The 19,296-nt window shown below is 59.7% G+C and carries 14 protein-coding genes; 7 read left to right on the top strand and 7 right to left on the bottom strand.

Translation table 11 applies throughout. The annotated features are described in order from the left end of the window. The first annotated feature begins 180 nt into the window (after positions 1-180). On the top strand, positions 181-2,631 hold the full coding sequence (locus FHR23_RS15825; protein ID WP_184005941.1) for a TonB-dependent receptor: 2,451 nt from the start codon (positions 181-183) through the stop codon (positions 2,629-2,631). A 326-nt stretch (positions 2,632-2,957) separates the two neighbouring features. Here FHR23_RS15825 and FHR23_RS15820 read toward each other — a convergent pair whose 3' ends face one another. Genes FHR23_RS15820 through FHR23_RS15810 form a run of 3 tightly spaced genes read right to left on the bottom strand, consistent with a single transcriptional unit; the run spans position 2,958 to position 6,850 of the window. After that, positions 2,958-5,330 carry a TonB-dependent receptor gene (locus FHR23_RS15820; protein ID WP_184005940.1) on the bottom strand — a complete coding sequence of 791 codons (2,373 nt, stop codon included), beginning with the start codon at positions 5,328-5,330 and terminating at the stop codon, positions 2,958-2,960. After that, a complete protein-coding gene (locus FHR23_RS16725; RefSeq protein WP_184005938.1) occupies positions 5,257-6,309 on the bottom strand; it encodes a FecR domain-containing protein in 1,053 nt (350 codons plus the stop codon). Before FHR23_RS16725 ends, FHR23_RS15820 begins: the two co-directional genes overlap by 74 nt. Next, positions 6,296-6,850, bottom strand: coding sequence for an RNA polymerase sigma factor (locus FHR23_RS15810; protein WP_343043204.1), 555 nt, complete (start codon positions 6,848-6,850; stop codon positions 6,296-6,298). Before FHR23_RS15810 ends, FHR23_RS16725 begins: the two co-directional genes overlap by 14 nt. 115 nt (positions 6,851-6,965) lie before the next feature. On the opposite strand from FHR23_RS15810, the gene FHR23_RS15805 reads away from it, so the two are divergent. From FHR23_RS15805 to FHR23_RS15790, 4 genes are read left to right on the top strand one after another with little or no spacing between them, the layout of a single operon-like run. Further along, positions 6,966-7,763, top strand: coding sequence for a DUF2334 domain-containing protein (locus tag FHR23_RS15805; RefSeq protein WP_184005934.1), 798 nt, complete (start codon positions 6,966-6,968; stop codon positions 7,761-7,763). A gap of 31 nt (positions 7,764-7,794) precedes the next feature. Next, on the top strand, positions 7,795-8,748 hold the full coding sequence (locus FHR23_RS16670; protein ID WP_184005932.1) for a hypothetical protein: 954 nt from the start codon (positions 7,795-7,797) through the stop codon (positions 8,746-8,748). A gap of 14 nt (positions 8,749-8,762) precedes the next feature. Next, a complete protein-coding gene (locus tag FHR23_RS15795) occupies positions 8,763-9,935 on the top strand; it encodes a glycosyltransferase (protein WP_184005930.1) in 1,173 nt (390 codons plus the stop codon). A gap of 37 nt (positions 9,936-9,972) precedes the next feature. Next, on the top strand, positions 9,973-11,091 hold the full coding sequence (locus FHR23_RS15790) for a glycosyltransferase (RefSeq protein ID WP_184005927.1): 1,119 nt from the start codon (positions 9,973-9,975) through the stop codon (positions 11,089-11,091). Between the two features lie 558 nt (positions 11,092-11,649). Here FHR23_RS15790 and FHR23_RS15785 read toward each other — a convergent pair. After that, positions 11,650-12,410, bottom strand: a protein-coding gene (locus FHR23_RS15785; RefSeq protein WP_184005925.1) for an IS5 family transposase whose coding sequence is annotated in 2 segments (ribosomal slippage) — positions 11,650-12,074 and positions 12,074-12,410 — 762 coding nt in all. Because the reading frame shifts where the segments join, the coding sequence is not laid out codon by codon here. A 44-nt stretch (positions 12,411-12,454) separates the two neighbouring features. Further along, positions 12,455-12,664, bottom strand: a complete 210-nt coding sequence (locus tag FHR23_RS15780; RefSeq protein WP_184005987.1) for a hypothetical protein — start codon at positions 12,662-12,664, stop codon at positions 12,455-12,457. Positions 12,665-12,711: 47 nt separating this feature from the next. Between FHR23_RS15780 and FHR23_RS15775 the strand changes: the two genes are divergently transcribed. Beyond that, complete coding sequence (locus tag FHR23_RS15775) at positions 12,712-15,048, top strand: ATP-binding protein (RefSeq protein WP_343043203.1); 2,337 nt, start codon at positions 12,712-12,714, stop codon at positions 15,046-15,048. Further along, complete coding sequence (locus tag FHR23_RS15770) at positions 15,045-15,965, top strand: response regulator transcription factor (RefSeq protein WP_184005921.1); 921 nt, start codon at positions 15,045-15,047, stop codon at positions 15,963-15,965. Before FHR23_RS15775 ends, FHR23_RS15770 begins: the two co-directional genes overlap by 4 nt. On the opposite strand, the gene FHR23_RS15765 is transcribed toward FHR23_RS15770, so the two are convergent. After that, positions 15,867-17,150 carry a DNA cytosine methyltransferase gene (locus FHR23_RS15765; RefSeq protein ID WP_184005919.1) on the bottom strand — a complete coding sequence of 428 codons (1,284 nt, stop codon included), beginning with the start codon at positions 17,148-17,150 and terminating at the stop codon, positions 15,867-15,869. The two genes, FHR23_RS15770 and FHR23_RS15765, sit on opposite strands and share 99 nt — an antisense overlap. A gap of 59 nt (positions 17,151-17,209) precedes the next feature. Further along, entirely contained in the window at positions 17,210-19,174 is a 1,965-nt protein-coding gene (locus tag FHR23_RS15760) for an AAA family ATPase (RefSeq protein WP_184005917.1), read from the bottom strand. Between the last annotated feature and the right edge of the window lie 122 nt (positions 19,175-19,296).

The following is a 19,296-nucleotide window of genomic DNA, read 5'->3' as shown; positions in this document are numbered from 1 at the left end:
ACGCTGTTGCAGCACGTCGGAAGGGAGAAATGACATCAGCAACGCATTTCGCCGCTTCGGCATGTGCCGCGGCATGGATGGTTGCGTCCTGCGCATTTCAATCGCCGATCCGCGCTGTCCGGCAGCCCGCAATTTTGAACCGAATATCTACTATAAAATCAAAGGGAAAAGGGAAATATCATGACGTTGTTGAAACCCGTCCTGCTCAGTTGTGTTGCGGGAAGTGCGCTTGTCATGGCCGGTACAGCCCATGCCGCCACCGATACTGCCTCGACGCCCGTCGTCACCACTGCTGCACCGGGCGCCGTTGCGGCATCGGATGCGACGCAGACCAGCACCGCCAGCCAGTCCGGTCAGGCAAATGACAGACAGTCGCTGACATCCTCCGACATCATCGTCACCGGATCGCTGCTTGCCGAGTCGGTTCCCACCGCATCGCTGACCACCACCCAGCCGCAATCGGCGATCAACCACAGCTATATCGACCGGGTTCTGACGCCGGTCGCGGACTTTACCAAGATCGCGGCGATCACGCCGGGCGTTACGCTGACCGGCACGGGCAACGGCACCGGACTTCAGGAATCCAAACTGTCGATCCGCGGGTTCAAGGACGGTCAGTTCGGCATGACCTATGACAGTATCCCGTTCAATGACACCAACGATCCGACCCATCACTCACTCAGCTTCTTCCCGTCCAACACGGTCGGCACGGTCGTCGTCGATCGCGGCCCCGGCAATGCCAGCCAGCTTGGTCAGGCGACGTTCGGCGGCGACGTCAACCTCTATTCGCGTGAAGTATCCGACAAGGCCGGCGGCCAGATCGAGGCTGCGGGCGGATCGTTCAATACCTGGCTGGCGCGGGCGGAACTTCAGACCGGCCAGATCGACAGCCTGGGCGGTGCCAAATTCCTCGTCACCGGCAACTATACCCGTTCCGACGGCGCGATGAGCTGGGAAGGCACGCTGCTGCGCAATATCATGGCAAAGGGCGTGGTGCCGATCGGCACCGCAAACACGCTGACCGTGTTGGCGACCTATACGCAGATCCGCTATTATCAGCAGGATAATGACGGCGTGTGGTGCGGCAGCCCGCCGGACGCCAGTTCGCCCACCGGCTATGCGCCGATCACCAAGCTGACGGGCCGCAACTGCAATCCCAACTCGCTGGTCGGCATGTATGGTATGGATTACGGTCTGAGCGGCCCCGATGTGCCGACTCCGTCCGATCCGCTGGCGCAGAATTATTACAAGTTCAACCGGACCGACAAGAAAACCGATTTCGAATATATCCGGCTTCAGTCCGACCTGGGCGGCGGGTTCTCAATGGACAACCGCCTCTACATGTACGGCTACACGAACCACACCAATTCCGGCCTGGACGGCTTCGGCACGGTCGGCACGCCGAACACGGTCTATCTCAGCCCTGCCGACGCGGTGGCAAAGAATGCGGTGCCCGGCATTCCCGGCTATCACAAGCTCAACAAATACCGCACCTGGGGCTATATCGGTCAGGTCGATTACACCTTCTCAAAGGGGCGCTGGCGCGTCGGCGGCTGGTATGAGAAATCGAACAGTGATCGCTATACCCATGATATCGACTGGGTGACGGGCCAGCCCAATTACGATCAGAAGATCAATTCCTCCTCACCCGCCGATATTGCCGACCGCAAATATGATCAGGGCTCCGACTGGAACCAGTTTCAGCTATTTTCCGAGTTCGAATATAAGCCGATTGAAAGCCTCTCGATCACGCCGGGTGTGAAATATGTCCATTTTACCCGCAGCATCGACGCCCCGGTCAACCAGAAGTCGCGCACGCCGCTCTATCTGGAACACACCTGGACGAAGACGCTGCCGTTCCTGACCGCCAACTATATGGCCGCGAAGAACTGGTCCTTCTATTTCCAGTATGCGCAGGGCTTCTACGTCCCCGACCTGTCATCCTTCTATGTCAACGATCCCAATCTCGGCACCGCGCTTGGCACGCTGAAGCCGATGACCACCACCAACTATCAATTCGGCACGGTCTATCATGGCGAGCGTTTTTCGGTCGACGCCGACATCTACAAGATCGACGTTAACAACCTGATCGTCAGTTGCGACGGATCGACCTGTCCAAAGAACGAGCAGTATAACGCGGGTACGATCCACTTTAAGGGGATCGAAGGTCAGCTCAACGTGCTGGCGACCACAGGCCTGACCCTGTTCGTCAACGGGTCGATCAACGATGCAATCGACCCTTCTACGGGCACGCAGATGAAGAACGCGCCGCGCGGCACCGCCGGTCTGGGCGCACTCTATTCGCATCGCGGCCTGAACATTTCGTGGACGGCGAAATATACCGGGATCAGCTATGCCACCGACTATAACGGCGATCCCAGCCGCCGCCTTTATGGCATCTCGCCCTACTGGATTTCCGATTTCGCGATTAACAAGGATATCGGGCGGCATGTGCGCGTCGGACTGAACATCGACAATCTGTTCAATGAACGCACCATTTCGAAAATCAAGGCGGACACTTCGGGTGCTCCGACGGACGCCAATGGTTTCCAGAGCGGCTATGGTCAGTATGACCTGCTCTATTTTACCCCGCCGCGTCAGATCATGGTCGATCTGCGCTACGAATTCTGACGATCCCCTTTCCTCCCTGCGTCGATCAATCGGCGCAGGGAGGCCTTTTTAGGCCGTAAACCCATAAAGGGCACCATCGCGGTTTGAGTCAAAATGGCGTGGTGCAAGGAGGAAAGGCGCAGGAATATGTCAATATTTCCAGAATTTTCGACGCCGCACCGGGCCATTTTGACCAAATCCCGCAGGGACGCCCAAATGGCTTCCATCTCGAACCGAACGACGCTTGCAAAGGCAAAGAGCCTTTACCACGCGTCGTTCAGCCCGATCTGTTTGCCATTTGGACGCCTCGACGGTGCCGTTTATGGGTTTACGGCCTAGTTCAAAACCTAAAAACTATAGCGCGCCGAGAGGGTGATGGTGCGTGGGCGAAGCGGCGTATATTGCTGCGTTTCGCGGATGGAGAAGGGGTTGCCGAAGGCAAAGCTGTCGGCGCGAATATTGGCGGCATTGTCCACCGAAAGCCCGAATTCTATCGGCCCCCGTGCCATATGCGCCTCCACCCCGGTCAGCGCATATCCCGGCGTTCGCCGGTCCAGCCCCGGATCGAAGCTCAGCCGCGTCGGCCCGATATAGCGGACCGATCCGGCAATATCGGCGCGCCAGGTGCCGAGGCTGAAATCATGGTCCAGCTTCACGCTTCCCGACACGTCCGGCACCACCGGAATCCGGCGATCCGTGGAAAGCCGGACACCATCGGCGGTGCGCCACAGCCGCGCATGCTGCACGGACAGCGCCGTCACCAGCTTCCAGCCCGACAGCGGCACCCAGGCGACATTGAGGTCGAGACCAAGGGCATGGGCATCCCCCACATTCCGGGTGGCGATCAGCCCGGTATCGAGCAGATAGTCGGACTGGATATCGGTCCAGGACGACCGGAACGCGGCGGCATCGACCGACAGTTTTCCCGACGGACTTTGCAGGCGCAGGCCAAGGTCGAAATTCGCCAGTTGATCGGCGTCGAAACGCTGGGTCATATCCCCGCCCAGCGCAACGCCACCGGGGCGAATGGCGCTGGCATAGCGGAAATAGACGAGCAGCCCGGGCGAGGCATGCCATCCCAGCGAAACACTGGGCGACACACCGGTAAACCGGTTCACCTCATGCTTGCCGGTCGAACGGTCGCGCTCATCCTCGATATCGTTACGGAACAGCCGCGTGCCGATATCGACGGATAATTTGGGGAGCAGCCGAAATCCCACCTGACCGAAAATCGCCATCTCGGTCGACTGTCGACGGACATCGACAAGCGTAGTGGCCATGCCACCGGCATCGGTCAGCACGCCCTTCCCATAGGAAATGGCGGAAAGATAGGACAAGCCGGCAAACCAGTGCAGCTTGCGCTGGACATTGCTTGCGATCCGGATTTCCTGGTCGAACACCTGATACCGGCGGGTATCGTCAAACCGCAGGGGCGCGGTGGCGTCCAGCGCGTCGGCGGAATCGGACGCGTCATAGGTTCGCGCGATATTCTGCCAGTCGATGCTGGTCGCCACGGTCAGGTCCAGCCGGCCGACTGGCCCGTTCAGGGTTGCCGACAGCATGCCGAACCGCGCCCTGCCGGGCTCGCGTATCTGTACCGTGCGCGACAGCGTTTCGGCATTCGCCGTCACATACTGACTGTCCCCCGTGCGCACGGTCTGCAGCCAGCCCATACCGTCCAGCGTCCACCCCGATACCGGCGCGTAGCGAATTGCGATCCGACCGCCAGTGGTGCGCGACCAGTTGGTGTTGTCCTGCAATCCGCGATCGTCGATCCAGCCGGGCCGGTAACTGCCATATCCCACTGCGCGAACGGCCAGCCGGTCGGTGATGAGGGGAAGATTGATCATCCCCGTCGCTCCGCCGCCGATCTGTCCGTCATAGGCCAGATCGGTATGCGAGCTTAGCTGCGCAGCAGTTGAACCCAGCACGGGCCGGTTCGTGACGATACGATACACCCCGCCCAGCGCACCGGTACCGTATAACGGCCCCTGCGGCCCTTTCAGAATTTCGACGCGATCGACATCGACCAGCCGCAAATCCGGGTCAGGCGCATCATAGGTGGCACGGGCGTCATCAATCTGCGTGGCGACTGTCGACTGGCTGAAACCGTCAAAGGGGCTGTCGGCCACGCCGCGGATGAACAGCCGATTGCCGCCGGGCATCACATTGGTGCTGGAAAGAGCCGGAACCTGCCCCGCGACCGCCGCCGATCCTGCACTGTCCTGTGCCATGGCGGGCACCTGATCGGGCAGAAACACGCTGAGCGGTGCCGGAACATCGGACAGCGATTCCGAAACTTTCCGCCCGGTTACGATAATATCGGCGATGGCGGGTATCGGCGGAGCAGGTCCGGCGGAGTTTTCGCGTTCCCATCTTTTCCGGCGAGGCGCCGGTTCCAGCCGATAGACATTGGCGGCAACGCGCCGTGCCCTGAGACCACTATCATGCAACAGGCGTTTCAACGCCTCATGGGCCGTCATCTTTCCGCGCAACCGGGGAACGCCATGCGTCGGCACATGGCCGCTCATCCCCACCGAAACACCGGTCTGCGCGGTAAAGGCCGCAATGCTTTCGTTGAGCGGGCCCGCGGCGATATCGATCCTGTAGCGCGTTTCGCGCGCCGCCGCCGGAGCGGCGGCAAGGCTAATTGCCGGAAGCAGCAGACAGGCGGATAATGTTCTGCTGGGACGAAACCCGAAGATCCATGAGTTTCGCAAGGTCCGTCACCAATTCCGATCCGTGGTTGACCGCCAATGCACCGGAAAACCGGCGCTGTTCCAGCCCCGGAGCCAGCACGATCCGCTTGCCGCTATAGCGGTGCAATTCAGCCGTGACGACTGGCAACGGCATATCTTCGTACACCAGTTGTCCCTTCCGGAAACTGCCCACCATCGCTGGGGTCGCCGACATCTGCTGAACGGTGCCGAGCTTTTTCAGCACCACGACCGCATGGCCTGCGCTAATCTGCATCGGTGCGGGCAGTTTCGCAGAACGCAGCGATACCGTCCCTTCGGCGACGGCAACGCGCAGGGTGTTTTTGGTATTGGCGATTTCGAAACGGGTGCCCAGATCGACGATCTGAAATTCCCCGGCATGAATGACGATCTGGCGTCCCGGCTGATGCGGCACGGAAAAATATCCTGTTCCCTGCAAGGTCAGATCCCTCTGGTCAGCGCCGCTCAGATCAAGGCTGGAGCCGCGGGCAAGCGTCATATGCGCGTCACCTGCAAAGGCGATCTGGCGCATACCCGTGACCGGGGCCGAAACCTGACGGCTGTCCGGCGCCGACGGCTGCGTACCGGGAAGCAGCAGCGCCGCCGCAAAACCGGCGGCAACGGCAGTGCCGACCGCTCCGCCTGCCCAGGGCAGCCAGCGCCTGCGCCGCCGGGCCTCGCTGATATCGACGATATCGGTCTGCGGCGTCTGCGACAGCGCCCGGGCAATCTGCGGGCGCAGGTCGTCAAGCAGCGCATCATCCAGCGCGATGGCATCATAGGCGACGCGATGGTCGGGGTCGGCCTCCAGCCACTCGGTAAAACCCGTCCAGTCCATATCGTCCGCGCTGCTTTGCAGGTGCCAGTGCGCGGCGACGAGAAGAATATCCTCGTTCACCACGTCCGTCTCCCACAGGGGGGCAAGGGCAAGACCGGCAAGGGCATCATGATTATAGACGCCACCATGGTCACCCTTCCTCACCCGCCAGTAAAATTCTCAGCCGCGCCATTGCAGCGGCAATGTGTTTTTCGACGCCGCTGCGGCTGATGCCCATTTGCCTGGCCACTTCGGCCTGGGGCAGACCGTCGATCTTGTGCAGGCGAAAAGCGCGCCCCGCGCCGGGCGGCAAGGCGGCGATAGCGGCGGCAAATTGCTCCTCCTGCTGGCGCTCGATCAGTTCTTCCTCCGGCCCCGCTTGCGGATCGATGCTGTCGCCGTCGGCGGTCCAGCCGCGATTGCGAAGGGCCGCCCAGCCATGATCGCGCGAGCGGCTGCGTCGTTCGCCCTTGACCCAGTCGAGGATCAGATTGTTGGCCATGCGGAACAGATAGGCGCGCGCATTGGCCACACCGACCGGGCTGGCCTTGTGACAGCGGAGCCACAATTCCTGCAAAAGATCCTCTGCCAGCGACGGATCGCCGGTACGCGCCGTCACGAATCGCAACAGCTCTTCCCGATGATCGGAAAGCAGCCCGGTCAGTCCTTCGCCCGAAACGGCGTCATGGTCAGTGTTGCGATGCACGCGCTCCTCATAGCCGGTCGACACGAAAGGGTAAAAATTTTTGCAGCAGGGCTGTGGGGAGCAGGAACCCGCGTCGTCCTTGGACCAGACAGCCATAAGGACGAACCCTCGCGCAATGCCCCGAACCGATAGCCGTACCAGCCTTCTGGTGTCGATTCACGACGTCGGCCCGCGCTCGGAAGGCGCGGTAGACCGGTTACGCGGGCTGATAGAGCCAGTAACAGGCCCGTCGCGCTATGCGATGCTGGTGGTGCCGAATCACTGGGGCGAAGCGCCGATTATTCCCGGCAGCCGGTTTGCCACGCGGCTGCGCCAATGGGCCGATGCGGGTGTAGAAATCTTCCTGCACGGCATGTTTCATCGCGACGATCAGCAACACAGCACACAATTTTCGCGCTGGAAAGCGTCGCGGATGACGGCAGGAGAAGGCGAGTTTCTCGGCTTGGACTACAACACCGCGCTGGACAGGTTACAGAGCGGCCGGAGCCTGATCGAAGGGATTACCGGACGCCCGGTTTCCGGGTTCATTGCCCCGGCCTGGCTCTATGGCAACCATGCGCGCGCCGCGATCGCCGATTGCGATTTCCCGCTGGCCGAGGACCATTTCCGTATCTGGCGTCCGCGCGATGGAAAAGTGCTGGCGCGCGGCCCCGTAATTACCTGGGCCAGCCGCAGCGCATCACGCCGGGCATCGTCGCTTGCCGTTGCGGCGGCTGCACGCTGGCTGATGCCTGCCCATCGCGGAATGCGTCTGGCGGTCCACCCCGGCGATGCCGCGGTGCCGTCGCTGGTCCGCAGCATCGACCTGACATTACGCGTACTGGCCGCCCGCGCTCCCGTCCGACGCTATGCCGATCTTGCCTGCTCGTCCCCCGCAGCCCGGACCGAGCGGACTTCCGCCACCCCTGTCTGAACCGTCTTTCAACCGACAAGGAATCTGTTTCATGGCATCCAGCCTTATGGCGGAACCGCCGCTGACTGAAAATATCAGCGAAACGACGCCGGTGCGCGAGTTCGAACTGGCCGATCTTGCCCAGCCGCTGCACGATTGGGTAAAGTTCGCCGGACCGGCCTTTGCGATTGCCCTGCTGGCGGCGACGGCATGGATTGTCGGACGCGGCGATCTGTATCAACTGACGGGGCTTGTTCCGCGACATCCTGCTTTCTGGGGGTTGATCGCCCTCTATCTCGCGATTCCGCCGCTGTGCGACTTCGTGATCTTCCGGCGTCTATGGCAATTGCCCGCGACCGGGATTGCCGCCCTGTTCCGTAAAAACGCGAGCAATGAAATCCTTCTGGGCTATCTCGGCGAAGTGCAATTCTACGCCTGGGCGCGACAGCACGCCCGGCTGAATGCATCGCCGTTCGGCGCAGTGAAGGATGTCGCCATCCTGTCGGCAATGACGGGTAATGCCGTCACCTTGCTGCTGCTGTGCATGGCATGGCCGTTCGTCGGGTCGCTGGCGCTGGGCAAGGCAACCGGTCCCGTGCTGTGGTCGGTGGCGGTTCTGCTCGGATCGTCGCTCGTCGTCGGGCTGTTTCGCAATCGCATCCTGTCCTTGGGTCGGGCCGATTGCTGGTACACGACTGCGGTTCATCTGGTGCGCACGATCCTGTCGATCGTGCTGCTGGCGCTGCTCTGGCACACCGTCCTTCCTGCAATCGCGCCGCAATGGTGGCTGCTGATGGCGGCTGGACGACAGTTGATGACCCGCCTGCCGTTCCTGCCCAACAAGGATCTCGCCTTTGCCGGACTGGCGACGTTTCTGACCGGCGGCGTGCCCGGTGCCCCCTCGGCAGTGTTGCTGGTGGGAACGCTGCTGTTTGCAGGCTGGGTGGCGATCGGGGCGGCGCTTGCCCTGTCCGAACTGGCCCAGTCCCGGCTGATCAGGCGATAGAAGGGAGAAGCGCGGTGCGGATCGTCGACGTCAATGCATTCTACGCGCCGAAGGGCGGCGGGGTCCGCACCTATGTGCAGCGCAAGCTGAAAGCACTGCCGGCAATGGGGCATGAGATCGTCATTCTGGCACCCGGCGCGCGTGACGAGACGCGCGAAGTCGCGCCAGGCGCAATCATCGCGACCATCGCAGCGCCGTCCTTTCCGCTCGACCGCCGCTATCGCTATTTCAACGACGAACGCGCACTGCACCGCGCACTCGATATCTGGGCGCCCGATTTCGTCGAAGCGTCGTCCCCATGGTCGAGCGCGGCGATGGTCGGCCGCTGGGACGGCGGTGCTCCGCGCGCGCTCATCATGCACGCCGACCCCCTGTCGGCCTATGCCTATCGCTGGTTCGGTCCGTTTGTGCCGCGCACCATGATCGATCGGGGATTCGACCGCTATTGGCGACATTTGCGCAGGCTGGACGCCAGCTTCGATCATGTCGTCTCGGCGAGCCGCGACCTTGCGACCCGGCTGAGCGCAGGCGGGCTGCGCAATGTGGTGACGCTGCCCATGGGAGTGGAACCGGACATTTTCGATCCCGGCCTGCGCGACGAGAATCTGCGGCGCTCCCTGCTCGCCGATTGCGGGCTGGCGGAGGATGCCGCGCTATTGCTCACAGTCGGCCGCTTCTCGCCCGAAAAACGTCTGCCCATGGTAATCGAGGCTGCGATTGCGGCTGGATGCGACACGCCGGTCGGCCTGATCGTGGTCGGAGAAGGGCGCGACCGGTATGCGGTGCAAAAGGCATGCGCCCACAGCCCGCATGTGCAAATTCTTGCCCCGGTCAGGGAACGTGGCGCGCTGGCGCGGCTGATGGCCAGCGCCGACGCGCTCATCCATGGGTGTGAGGCGGAAACCTTTTGCATGGTGGCCGCGGAAGCCCGCGCCAGCGGCCTGCCGCTGATCGTACCGGACTGCGGCGGCGCCAGCGACCAGTATCAGGCCGACCGGGCGATGCGATACCGGGCAACCGACACTGCCGATCTGGCGCGTGTGATCCGCCGGATGGCGATGCGCGGGCTTTCGCATTACCATCGCAATGCGGTTTCGGCGGCGGCATCGGTACGCACCATGGACACGCATTTCAGCGACCTGATCGCGCTGTATGCCGCCGGTACGGAATTCCGTCATGCCGCCTGATGGAAGCGATTTCCCGCCGGACAGCGGCTCAAGGCCTATGATTATCCTGACGCCGATCCATAGTTTCGAACCCGGCGGGGTAGAAAGAGTCGCCATCCGGCTGCATCGCGCCTGGCGTGCCCTCGGCGTGGAAAGCCAGCTGGTGGTCGGACGCGATGCAGGGCCGGGCAAGGATCAGCGCGACGATCTGTCCTATGCCATACTGGCACCCTTCTGGTTGCCGACTGCTGCGTGGGAAACCTTGTGGATGATCCTCCGCCTGCCCGCCGTGATCCGGCATATCCGGCCCGATATCCTGTTTTGCCCCGGCAACAGCTACACCATCGTCGCGGTGGCCATGAAGCTGTTGCTGGGGCGCAAATGTCCACCGGTGATCGCCAAGATCAGCAACGACCTGTCACGGCCCGACATACCCAACCCAGTGCGGTTCTTCTATCGCTACTGGCTGCGACTTCAGGGGCGGTTGATCGACCGGTTCGTCGCACTAGCTCCGGCAATGAAGCCCGAAATCGAACGGCTGATGGAGGTTTCAGACGCCCGAATCGACGTGATCGAAGATCCTGCACTGACCCGGCGGGATCTGGAGGGTATGCCCCGGCCGGTGCGCCCTGTGAAAAATGCCACTACCTTCGCCGCCGTCGGTCGCCTTGCCGCGCAGAAGAATTATGCGCTGCTGCTGCGCGCCTTTGCACGAATGGCGCGACCGGATGACCGGCTGACCCTGCTTGGTGATGGGCCGGAACGCGGAAAACTCGAAAAGCTGGCCGTATCGCTGGGCATCGCCGGACAGGTTACGTTCGCAGGGCATGTCAGCGATGTTCGCGCGCGGCTGATACAGGCCGACGTATTTGTTCTGTCGTCGGAATATGAAGGAGTCCCCGCCGTCATTCTGGAAGCGCTGGCGGCGTACCTGCCTGTCGTGGCAACCGATTGCTGCGTCAGTATGAAGGGATTGCTGGCCAATCCGCGGCACGGAATTATGACGCCGAAAGGCGATGTCGATGCGTTCGCCAGGGCAATGGACGATGCGCGCACAATGCAGTTCGACGCCGATTCCGTACCCAGCCTGCTCAGCCGGTTTACGATCGAAACCGGGGCAGGCCGCTATCTTCGTGCCATGCGCAATCAGATACGGCCCGTACGCAGCCGGAGGTGATATTCGACCGATCGTTGCGCTCCCGCATCGGGACAAGCGCCATATCGCCGATTCCGCGGCTTCCGCCTCCTGCGTATGCTGTCCTCGGTTGAATACCCTGCCTGCCCCACCGGACAGATACTGAATGGCGCAGGCATCCGGTCTGGCCATTTCCAGTACGAAAAAGCCCCGCCGTCCCAATGGGACGGCGGGGCTTTTCATGGTGGGCGTGGCAAGGATTGAACTTGCGACCCCTGCGATGTCAACACAACGAAGGGGCGTAAAAACCCCTGTTTTCTTAGCTTTCTCTACCACGAGCAGGCAGAACAAAAAAGGCACAAATGTCGTATTCGGGCAAAATTCACCCGAGACTCACCCGAACGCCGCGCACCCTACCGGACTCAAAATCTGATCGGCCTGCGATACGTCCATTGCCTCGCATTCCCAAATCACCACAACTTTCCAGCCGGCAGCGGAAAGGCGCTCCCCAGCTTCCGCATCCCTCGCTTTCGTACGTGTAAATTTCTCAGTCCAAAATTCTCTCTTACTTGTTGGCACCCTAGGGTCAGGACTCGTTGATCAGAGCCAGAAGATGACGGTGGCAGCGAGGGCGATGGCCGAGAAGAACGCGGTTGGGCACCTATCGTAGCGTGTCGCGACGCGCCGCCAGTCCTTGAGGCGGCCGAACATGATTTCGATCCGGTTGCGGCGCTTGTAGCGACGTTTGTCGTATTTGACGGCCTTGTTCCGGGAATTCCGGCCCGGGATGCAGAGTGTGATGCCCTTTTCCTGCAAGGCGTCGCGGAACCAGTCGGCGTCGTAGCCACGATCAGCCAGCAGCCATTGGGCTTTGGGAAGCTCGTCGAGGAGGGCGGCGGCCCCGATATAATCGCTGACCTGTCCTGCGGTCATAAAGAAGCTGATCGGGCGACCATTCGCATCCGTTACGGCATGAAGCTTGGTGTTCATGCCGCCTTTCGTGCGCCCGATCAGGCGCCCCGCATCCCCTTTTTTACTCGCAGGCTGGAAGCCGTGCGGTGCGCCTTCAGATAGGTCGCGTCGATCATCACCGTCTTGCGTTCGGAGATCTGAGGCGCGGCCAGCCCTTCCATTATACGCAGGAAGACGCCTTTATCGCTCCAGCGTTTCCAGCGGTTATACAGCGTCTTGTGAGGGCCATAGTCCTTCGGCGCATCCCGCCAGCGCAGCCCGTTGCGGTTCACGAAGATAATCCCGCTCAGCACCCGACGATCGTCAACCCGGGGCTTGCCGTGGCTCTTCGGAAAATACGGCTCAAGCCGCGTCATCTGCTCGTCCGTCAGCCAATACAGGTCGCTCAAATCCAGTCTCCTCGCGGAGCCGGAATCACATCGAGACGATCACATCAATGGGTCCTGACCCTAGCCACTCGGCAACCGCCATGCTGGTGCCAGAAGCAGCCATGAACAAAGATTGCCACACGGTGCCGAGGAAGAACAATGTCAGGACAACCGGGCAGGTCTCGACGGTGGAGGCGAAAGCGAAAGCCCGCTTGGTGCAAGAGCCTTCGAACCGCAATTTCCGGTGCGGTATTTTTGCTTCGGAATCTCCCCATCAACTTTCGACGGGCTTCTGGATCGAGCCTCGACACCAATTTCTCCAATGGTAATAAGGGGAACCATGTCAACGAAACAAAAGTTCCGCATTAGCTCCGCCCTCAAGGATATCATTGGACGCGACCTCATAACCAATGATTCTGTGGCGATGTTCGAGTTGGTAAAAAACTCGTTTGATGCATACGCCAAGAATGTTTCGATAGAATTTGATGAAAATAGCATCATAATTGTTGATGACGGAAAAGGAATGTCGCGAGACGATATTCTATCAAAGTGGCTATTTGTCGCATACTCTGCCAAAAGAACTGGAGAGGAAGATTTAAATCTTTCTCGAGACTATAGGGATGAGATTTCAATTCGAAGAGGATACGCCGGGAACAAGGGGATTGGCCGATTTTCCTGCGATCGACTTGGCGAAAGGCTGGAGCTTTTTTCGAAGACGAGAAACTCAGCGCAAGTGGAGCACCTAGTCGTCGACTGGACCAGCTTCGAGCAAGATGCGAAAACAGAGTTCGCAACGATTGATACCATCTTAGACGCGATTCCAGATTTCCCGAAACCCAATAAAATCAAGCCACCTAGCAAGAGTGGCACGATGCTCATAATCCGCGATCTTCGATCGACATGGGACTTCAACGAGATCGATTCCCTCAGGGCATATCTAGCAAAGCTCATCGACCCCTTTCAGACAACCAAGGGCGCCACAATCTCTACAGCAGTTGTGGATGAAGATTGGCCGAAACTCGAAGGTCCAGTCGGAAACGATATAATTGACCTTTTGGATGGCAAGACAGCTAAGCTCACTGTGAGGCTACGTCAGGGCGTTATACGAAGCGTCCTCCATGATCGAGGTGCATTGATCTACGAAATTGAAGAGCCACTGGCGCGGACTTTGGAAGCGCTCAATGATTTTGACGTAGATTGTGATATTTATTTTCTAAATCGTAGCGCGAAGCACACCTTCACTTCACGAATGGGCGTCCAGCCCGTGCAATTCGGGAACGTTTTCCTCTTCGTCAACGGATTTCGCGTCTTTCCTGTCGGCGAGCCGAACGATGACACCTTCGGCATAGGTCGACGGAAGCAACAAGGCGTGAGTCGCTATCTGGGGCTGCGCGACATTTTGGGAAAGGTCGACGTTCGGGCACCGCAAGGCGCACTTCCTGAAACCTCTAGCCGCAATGCAGGACTCATTGAAACGCCCAGCGCGAGCGCACTCTACGAATTTGTCATGAAGAACGCCGTGCAGCGGTTAGAACGCTATGTCGTGGACGTAAACTGGGCTGATGCACTCGACCAGGCGAGCGACGACGCCAGTGGGCTGAAGTCGGATACCGCCCGCGCGCGCATCATTAGGATTGTACAAGCACTTGCGGGCTCAAAAAACATAACGTTACTCGACTATGATCGCGAACTAATCGATGTCGTTAACGAGCGATCGTCCGAATTTGAAGAATCCATGACCGGGCTTGCGGTTGTTGCGCAACAAACCGGAGACGAGGGCTTGCTGGCTAGGGTCGAGCGCGCAAGACTTCGATACGAAGAACAGAAGCGCGCTGCCGAGGAGGCGCGAGCTACCGCCGAGCGAGAAACGGCCGCCCGCAGGGAAGCCGAGCAACGAGCAAGAGCGGCCGAACTCAGAGCGACGGAGGCCGCTACCAAGCTCGAGCGGGTCGAAAAGCAGGCGCAAATGCTCCTGCACGCTCAGGAGCGCGAAGACGACGAACTGACCCTGATGCACCATCAGGTGATCATCTATGCTACCGAAGTGCAGGCACTGGTCCGACGCAGTCTGCGACGGCTGGGCGAAGCGACCCCGCCGCTTGATTCAATCAAAGACGACCTAGAGCAGATTAGCTGGCAAAATAGCAGGATACTTTCCGTCACCCGGATCGCCACTCAAGCGAACTTTAAACTAAATGCCGACAAGATTCAGGCAGATATCATTCAATACCTTGAAGAATATACGACAAAGATTGCAACGTTATACGGCGACATTCGGAAAGCAACATTTGAAACCTCTGGCCTTTCCCAGAATATGACATTCAGCCCGATCGATATTTCTATCGTTGTTGACAACCTATTTAGTAATGCAGGCAAGGCAGACGCTCGACACATCAATTTCTTGACAAGGAAGGCAGGAAACGGACTCTTGGAAATTGTAGTGAGCGACGATGGAAAAGGCATAGACACAACTAAAGTTGACAGCAGCAAGATATTTGAGCGAGGTTACAGCGGTTCAGCGCGGGGGTCGGGACTTGGACTCTATCACATAAAGCACGTGCTTGAGCAACTTGGCGGAAGCATTAGGCTCGATCCTGAACGACAGGGCGATAAAGCGCAGTTTATTATTCGACTGCCAAAAGGGGGAAAGGATAAATGAGGCTAGACTTCAAGATCCTTTGGTTCGAAAATCAACCGGATGATGTCAAGACGCAAGTCGAAGAGATCGCAGATTATCTTCGTACTGTTGGCTTCGTTCCCCATATCGAAATGCAGCTCGATGGTGGAGAAGTTGAAAACCTAGGCAAAATTCAAGAGCTTTACGATGAGTATGATTTGGTCGTCGTGGACTATGACCTTGGCCATCCGGGAAAGAATGGTGACTGGGTAGCACAGCAAATCCGCAGGCATTTCGGGTTTACAGATATTATTTTCTATAGTGGGAAGAAGCCTGGCGACCTACGGCGAATGGTGTTTGATTGCGATATCGACGGCGTCTATTGCTTCAACCGCCCTGATCTCGCGGAAAAACTCGCAATCCATATCGATCAGGTCACACGTCGACTTTCACGCCTCGAAGCAATGAGGGGACTTGCCATGGGAATCGTCGGTCGGTGCGATGACGAACTGAGGTCCTTGCTAACATTTGCCCATGAGAAATCTGGAGAAGCTGAAAAGGCTGCGTTGGAACAAGCATTAGACCGACTTGTCACCTCCGCAAGGGAAACGGGGCAGAAAAAGTTTGAGAAGTGCACATCCTTCGGCGAAAAGTTGCTAAGTCGCTCAGTCACAAGCTTCACGCTCTTCAAGATGGCGATGGTGTTACTTGATGGGAAGGAACATTGCGTAACTGAAAGGAAGACGCTCGCTTCATATGATCCAGACGTTCTGGAACCAAGAAACCGGCTTGCTCACGCAATCGAGACTCGCACAGACACTGGCTGGGCGGTTGAGACGGATGACAAGCCGACTATAACGCTAGCTGACTTCCCCAGCCTCCGGAACAGTCTGGCGATGCATCTCACCAACATTCGTTCGCTCGCGCCCCTGCTCACCGATGCTAGACAAGAGGCCTAACAGGACTTCTCCTACCGCTTCCGCCAACAATGGCGGGACGGCATTTCCAACTTGCGTATAGCGTGGGCAGGCATTGCGCCTGCGGTGGCCACCGCTTGTGTAAGGTCCTTGAAAAGCAAACCAATCTGGAAACGATTGCAGGCGAGCCATTTCGCGGAGGGTGAGCACTCTGGGTTCGCTGTAGTGGATCATATCATCAGGCAAAGTGGTGACGGTAGGCGACGGCATATCCGGCGAGATTGGAGTTGTCGCGCGTTTGCGTATTCCCAAGCGAGCTCTGTCGGAGGGAGAGATTGATCGCCCCCGAGGGCAAGTTTCAAGGATTTCTCGAAATCTACTTTCCACAGCAGCGGTGTGGCGCGGAATGCGAAGGTCGGTCGGTACTCCTATGTGCCCATCGCGCATTAGCATTTGATACGCCGAGAGATTGACCTTCGAGCGATAATCGATTTGCTCAAACCCGAGCGATCCAAATTCACGGTCGGGAACCAAATCATGTCGCGAAATTTCCAAATCAGAGAGGGCTTCGGAAGCAGAGACAAGCGCGCCTCCTAGCCCCCGTTCGGAAAGGAAACGGCGGCGAGCCGTCCGGAGTCGCAAGAAAGGATCAATGCCTGTCAGGGTTCCTTTTAGAGCTGCGATAAGGAGGAATCTCGGCCTTCGTTGAGGCACTCCCCACTCAGCGGCAGTTACGATCTCTGTCCAAACGTCGTACCCCAAATTGACAAGCTGGGCTGCGACGAAATCAGAATAGGTTCCGTGCTCATGCTCCATGGAGGTGAAACCTCGCACATTCTCGATCAGCAGAAGCTTTGGCTGAAAAAGCTCAACCGCTTCGAGATAGCTTTTGACGAGCTGATTTCTGGGATCGTCCTTTCGTCTCCTGCCATTTGTCGAAAAGCCTTGGCATGGAGGCCCGCCCACGATCAGTTCGATGCCTTCAGCGAGGCCCTCTAAGGCTTGTCGCCGATCCTTGAGGAGCTCGCGCAAATCATGCGCAACACATGGAACACTCTCGGGCCACGAGGCATTGGCGCCAGCACGGTCTATCAGATTGTGCTTAAGTGTCGAAAATGGGTCTGGATGACTTTCAACTGCAAGTCGAAGAGTCCAACCGGCACGCTGCATACCGAGCGATAGGCCGCCACAGCCAGCGAATAGATCAACGAATGCTGGAACCCGCATTCCCCCTCCCTAGCAGGTAGCAACGATAAGTCCAGGACGTATAGAGAGACGACACGATTTCACCAAACTGAATGCGCGTGCCCTTCAGACTTGATATCGAAGTCGATTGAAGATTCTCTTTGCATTGCTCCATCAATAGCGCCGACCTGGGCTCCATCGCGGAGCCCCAGTGCCTCGGTAAGCGCGGCGCGGCTATCCGTGTAAAGTGCAGCATGGGATCGAGCACGACTGATGGCGACATAGGCGGCTGCGGCATCGACGATGTTTGTACGAAAACTCTCCATGTGGGCCAAAACCCGCTCAGCGGTAGCGCTCTGCGCACTGTGGATGGTCTGGACCCAACCTTGGCGGAAATGGCGATCAGTGAGGCGGTTCAGATCGAGAGTCTGGGTCGACCCATCAGGCAGAGCGACCGTAAGGCCCGCCCCGTCGGGATCGAGGGCGGTCACGGTGGCGATCATGCCGTTCCTGCGATGGGCATTGGGGTTATTTCGGGTGAACTGGATGCGCTCGCCCGAGCGGAACTCCTGTTCGATCTCGCGATAAACCTCAGCCTCGCTGCCACCCCAGCGCGACGGCTGCCAGTCGACTCGACTGCCCTTGGGGTTGAGCAAGGACAAGGTGCCGGCGTCAGGATCGATGCTCTCGACCCGATAGCCCTGACCTCGGGCGATCTTGGCTGAACGGTTGCCACGCCGGAACAGAACGATGTCGCCAGGAATATAGCTGGCAGCATTGGCAGTCTCGGCGCGGGTGAGGTTTCTCGGTTCGAGCACAGTGGCGGTGATAGCGTCCGGACCAAGCGTGCCATCCCCCCGCAAGGCGAGCCTGATCGTATCGGTGAGGCGCTGACGACCTTCCCGCGTCGGATCGAGGACTAGCGTGTCGGCGCGTTCTTGCGGTGACAACGCGACGAAATCGCGGGCGATAAACGCGCGGCGGATGTCTTCCTCGGCATGTTCGACGATGCTCCCGCCGCCGGTATCGAGCGCGGCAAAGGCGGTAGCGGCTTCGCCGGCTAACATGGCCTCGACTGCTTCAAGGGTGTGGACGTTGGTTTGGCGGACGATCTGGTCGAGGATGAATGTAGGCATGCCATGCTCCTGCAACTGCCCGAAGGCCCTCCCCGCCTCGACACTGCCGAGCTGGGCAACATCGCCGACCAGAATCAGCCGGGCTCTGGCGTCGCAGGCGCGGGCGATGAGTTGGGCGCTGTCGCGGGCGGAGAGCATAGAGGCTTCGTCGACGATCCATGCCTCGCACTCCTGCTCAATGTCCTTATCGGAGTTGATCAGCATCTTGGCGACCGTCATCGGCTCGGAAGCGATCGCGCGGCCGAGGACATCGGCGGCGCCGGCGGTGGGTGCCAATGCCCGGACACTCAATCCTTGCGCTCTCGCGGCGCGGGCGTAGGTGGCCAGCACGGTGGTGGTCTTGGCGGTTCCGGCGCTGCCCTGAATGCCGGTCACACTCGCCGGGGACATGAGCAGGCCCCTGGTCGCGTCCTTCTGCCCCTGGGTCCATGTGTGTCCGCGCTCAGCCGAGGCCAACTCAGCGGCGGCGATGATGCGGGCGGCGTCGATTCGATCATGCAGGGCCTCAAACCGGGTGCGCCCCTCGGCCTCGATACTGAGCATGCGCTGCTCGGTTGCGATGGCCTCCCTTGTGGCAAAGCCCATCATGCCTTTGGCCGCTTTAGGCGCGGCGCGTGGAACCAGGGCCTGCGCCTGCTCGGCGCGCGCGATCGCCGCGACGATCTCGCCATGGCCGACCGCCCCGCGCGCGGCGGTGCTGGCCTCGCGTTCCAGGGCAGCGGCCGAGAACACGGCTTCGCGCTCGGCGAGCTTGGCGGACGCGAACGCGACGGCCTGGTCGGCGGCATGGGCACGCATAGCGGTGTCGGGCCTGGGCTGCTGGAGGGTGCGGGCGGCGGCCTGCGCGACGAGCCGGCGACGCGTTCCCTCATCGAATCCCAGTGCGTCGGCTTGCTCGCGCCAGGCGGTGGTGAGGCTGGCCTGGTCCACCTGCTCCTTGGGCGCGCGGGTATCGAGTGGACTTGTACCGGTTTTGCGCCGGTCACCTGAGAGTTTAAAGTTCGTTCCAGGAGACCGACGAGATGATCAAGCATAGTGTAGAGTTCAAACAG

Source organism: Stakelama sediminis (genome assembly GCF_014199335.1).
Lineage (GTDB): Bacteria > Pseudomonadota > Alphaproteobacteria > Sphingomonadales > Sphingomonadaceae > Sphingomonas > Sphingomonas sediminis.
This window is presented reverse-complemented; position numbering and strand designations above follow the sequence as displayed.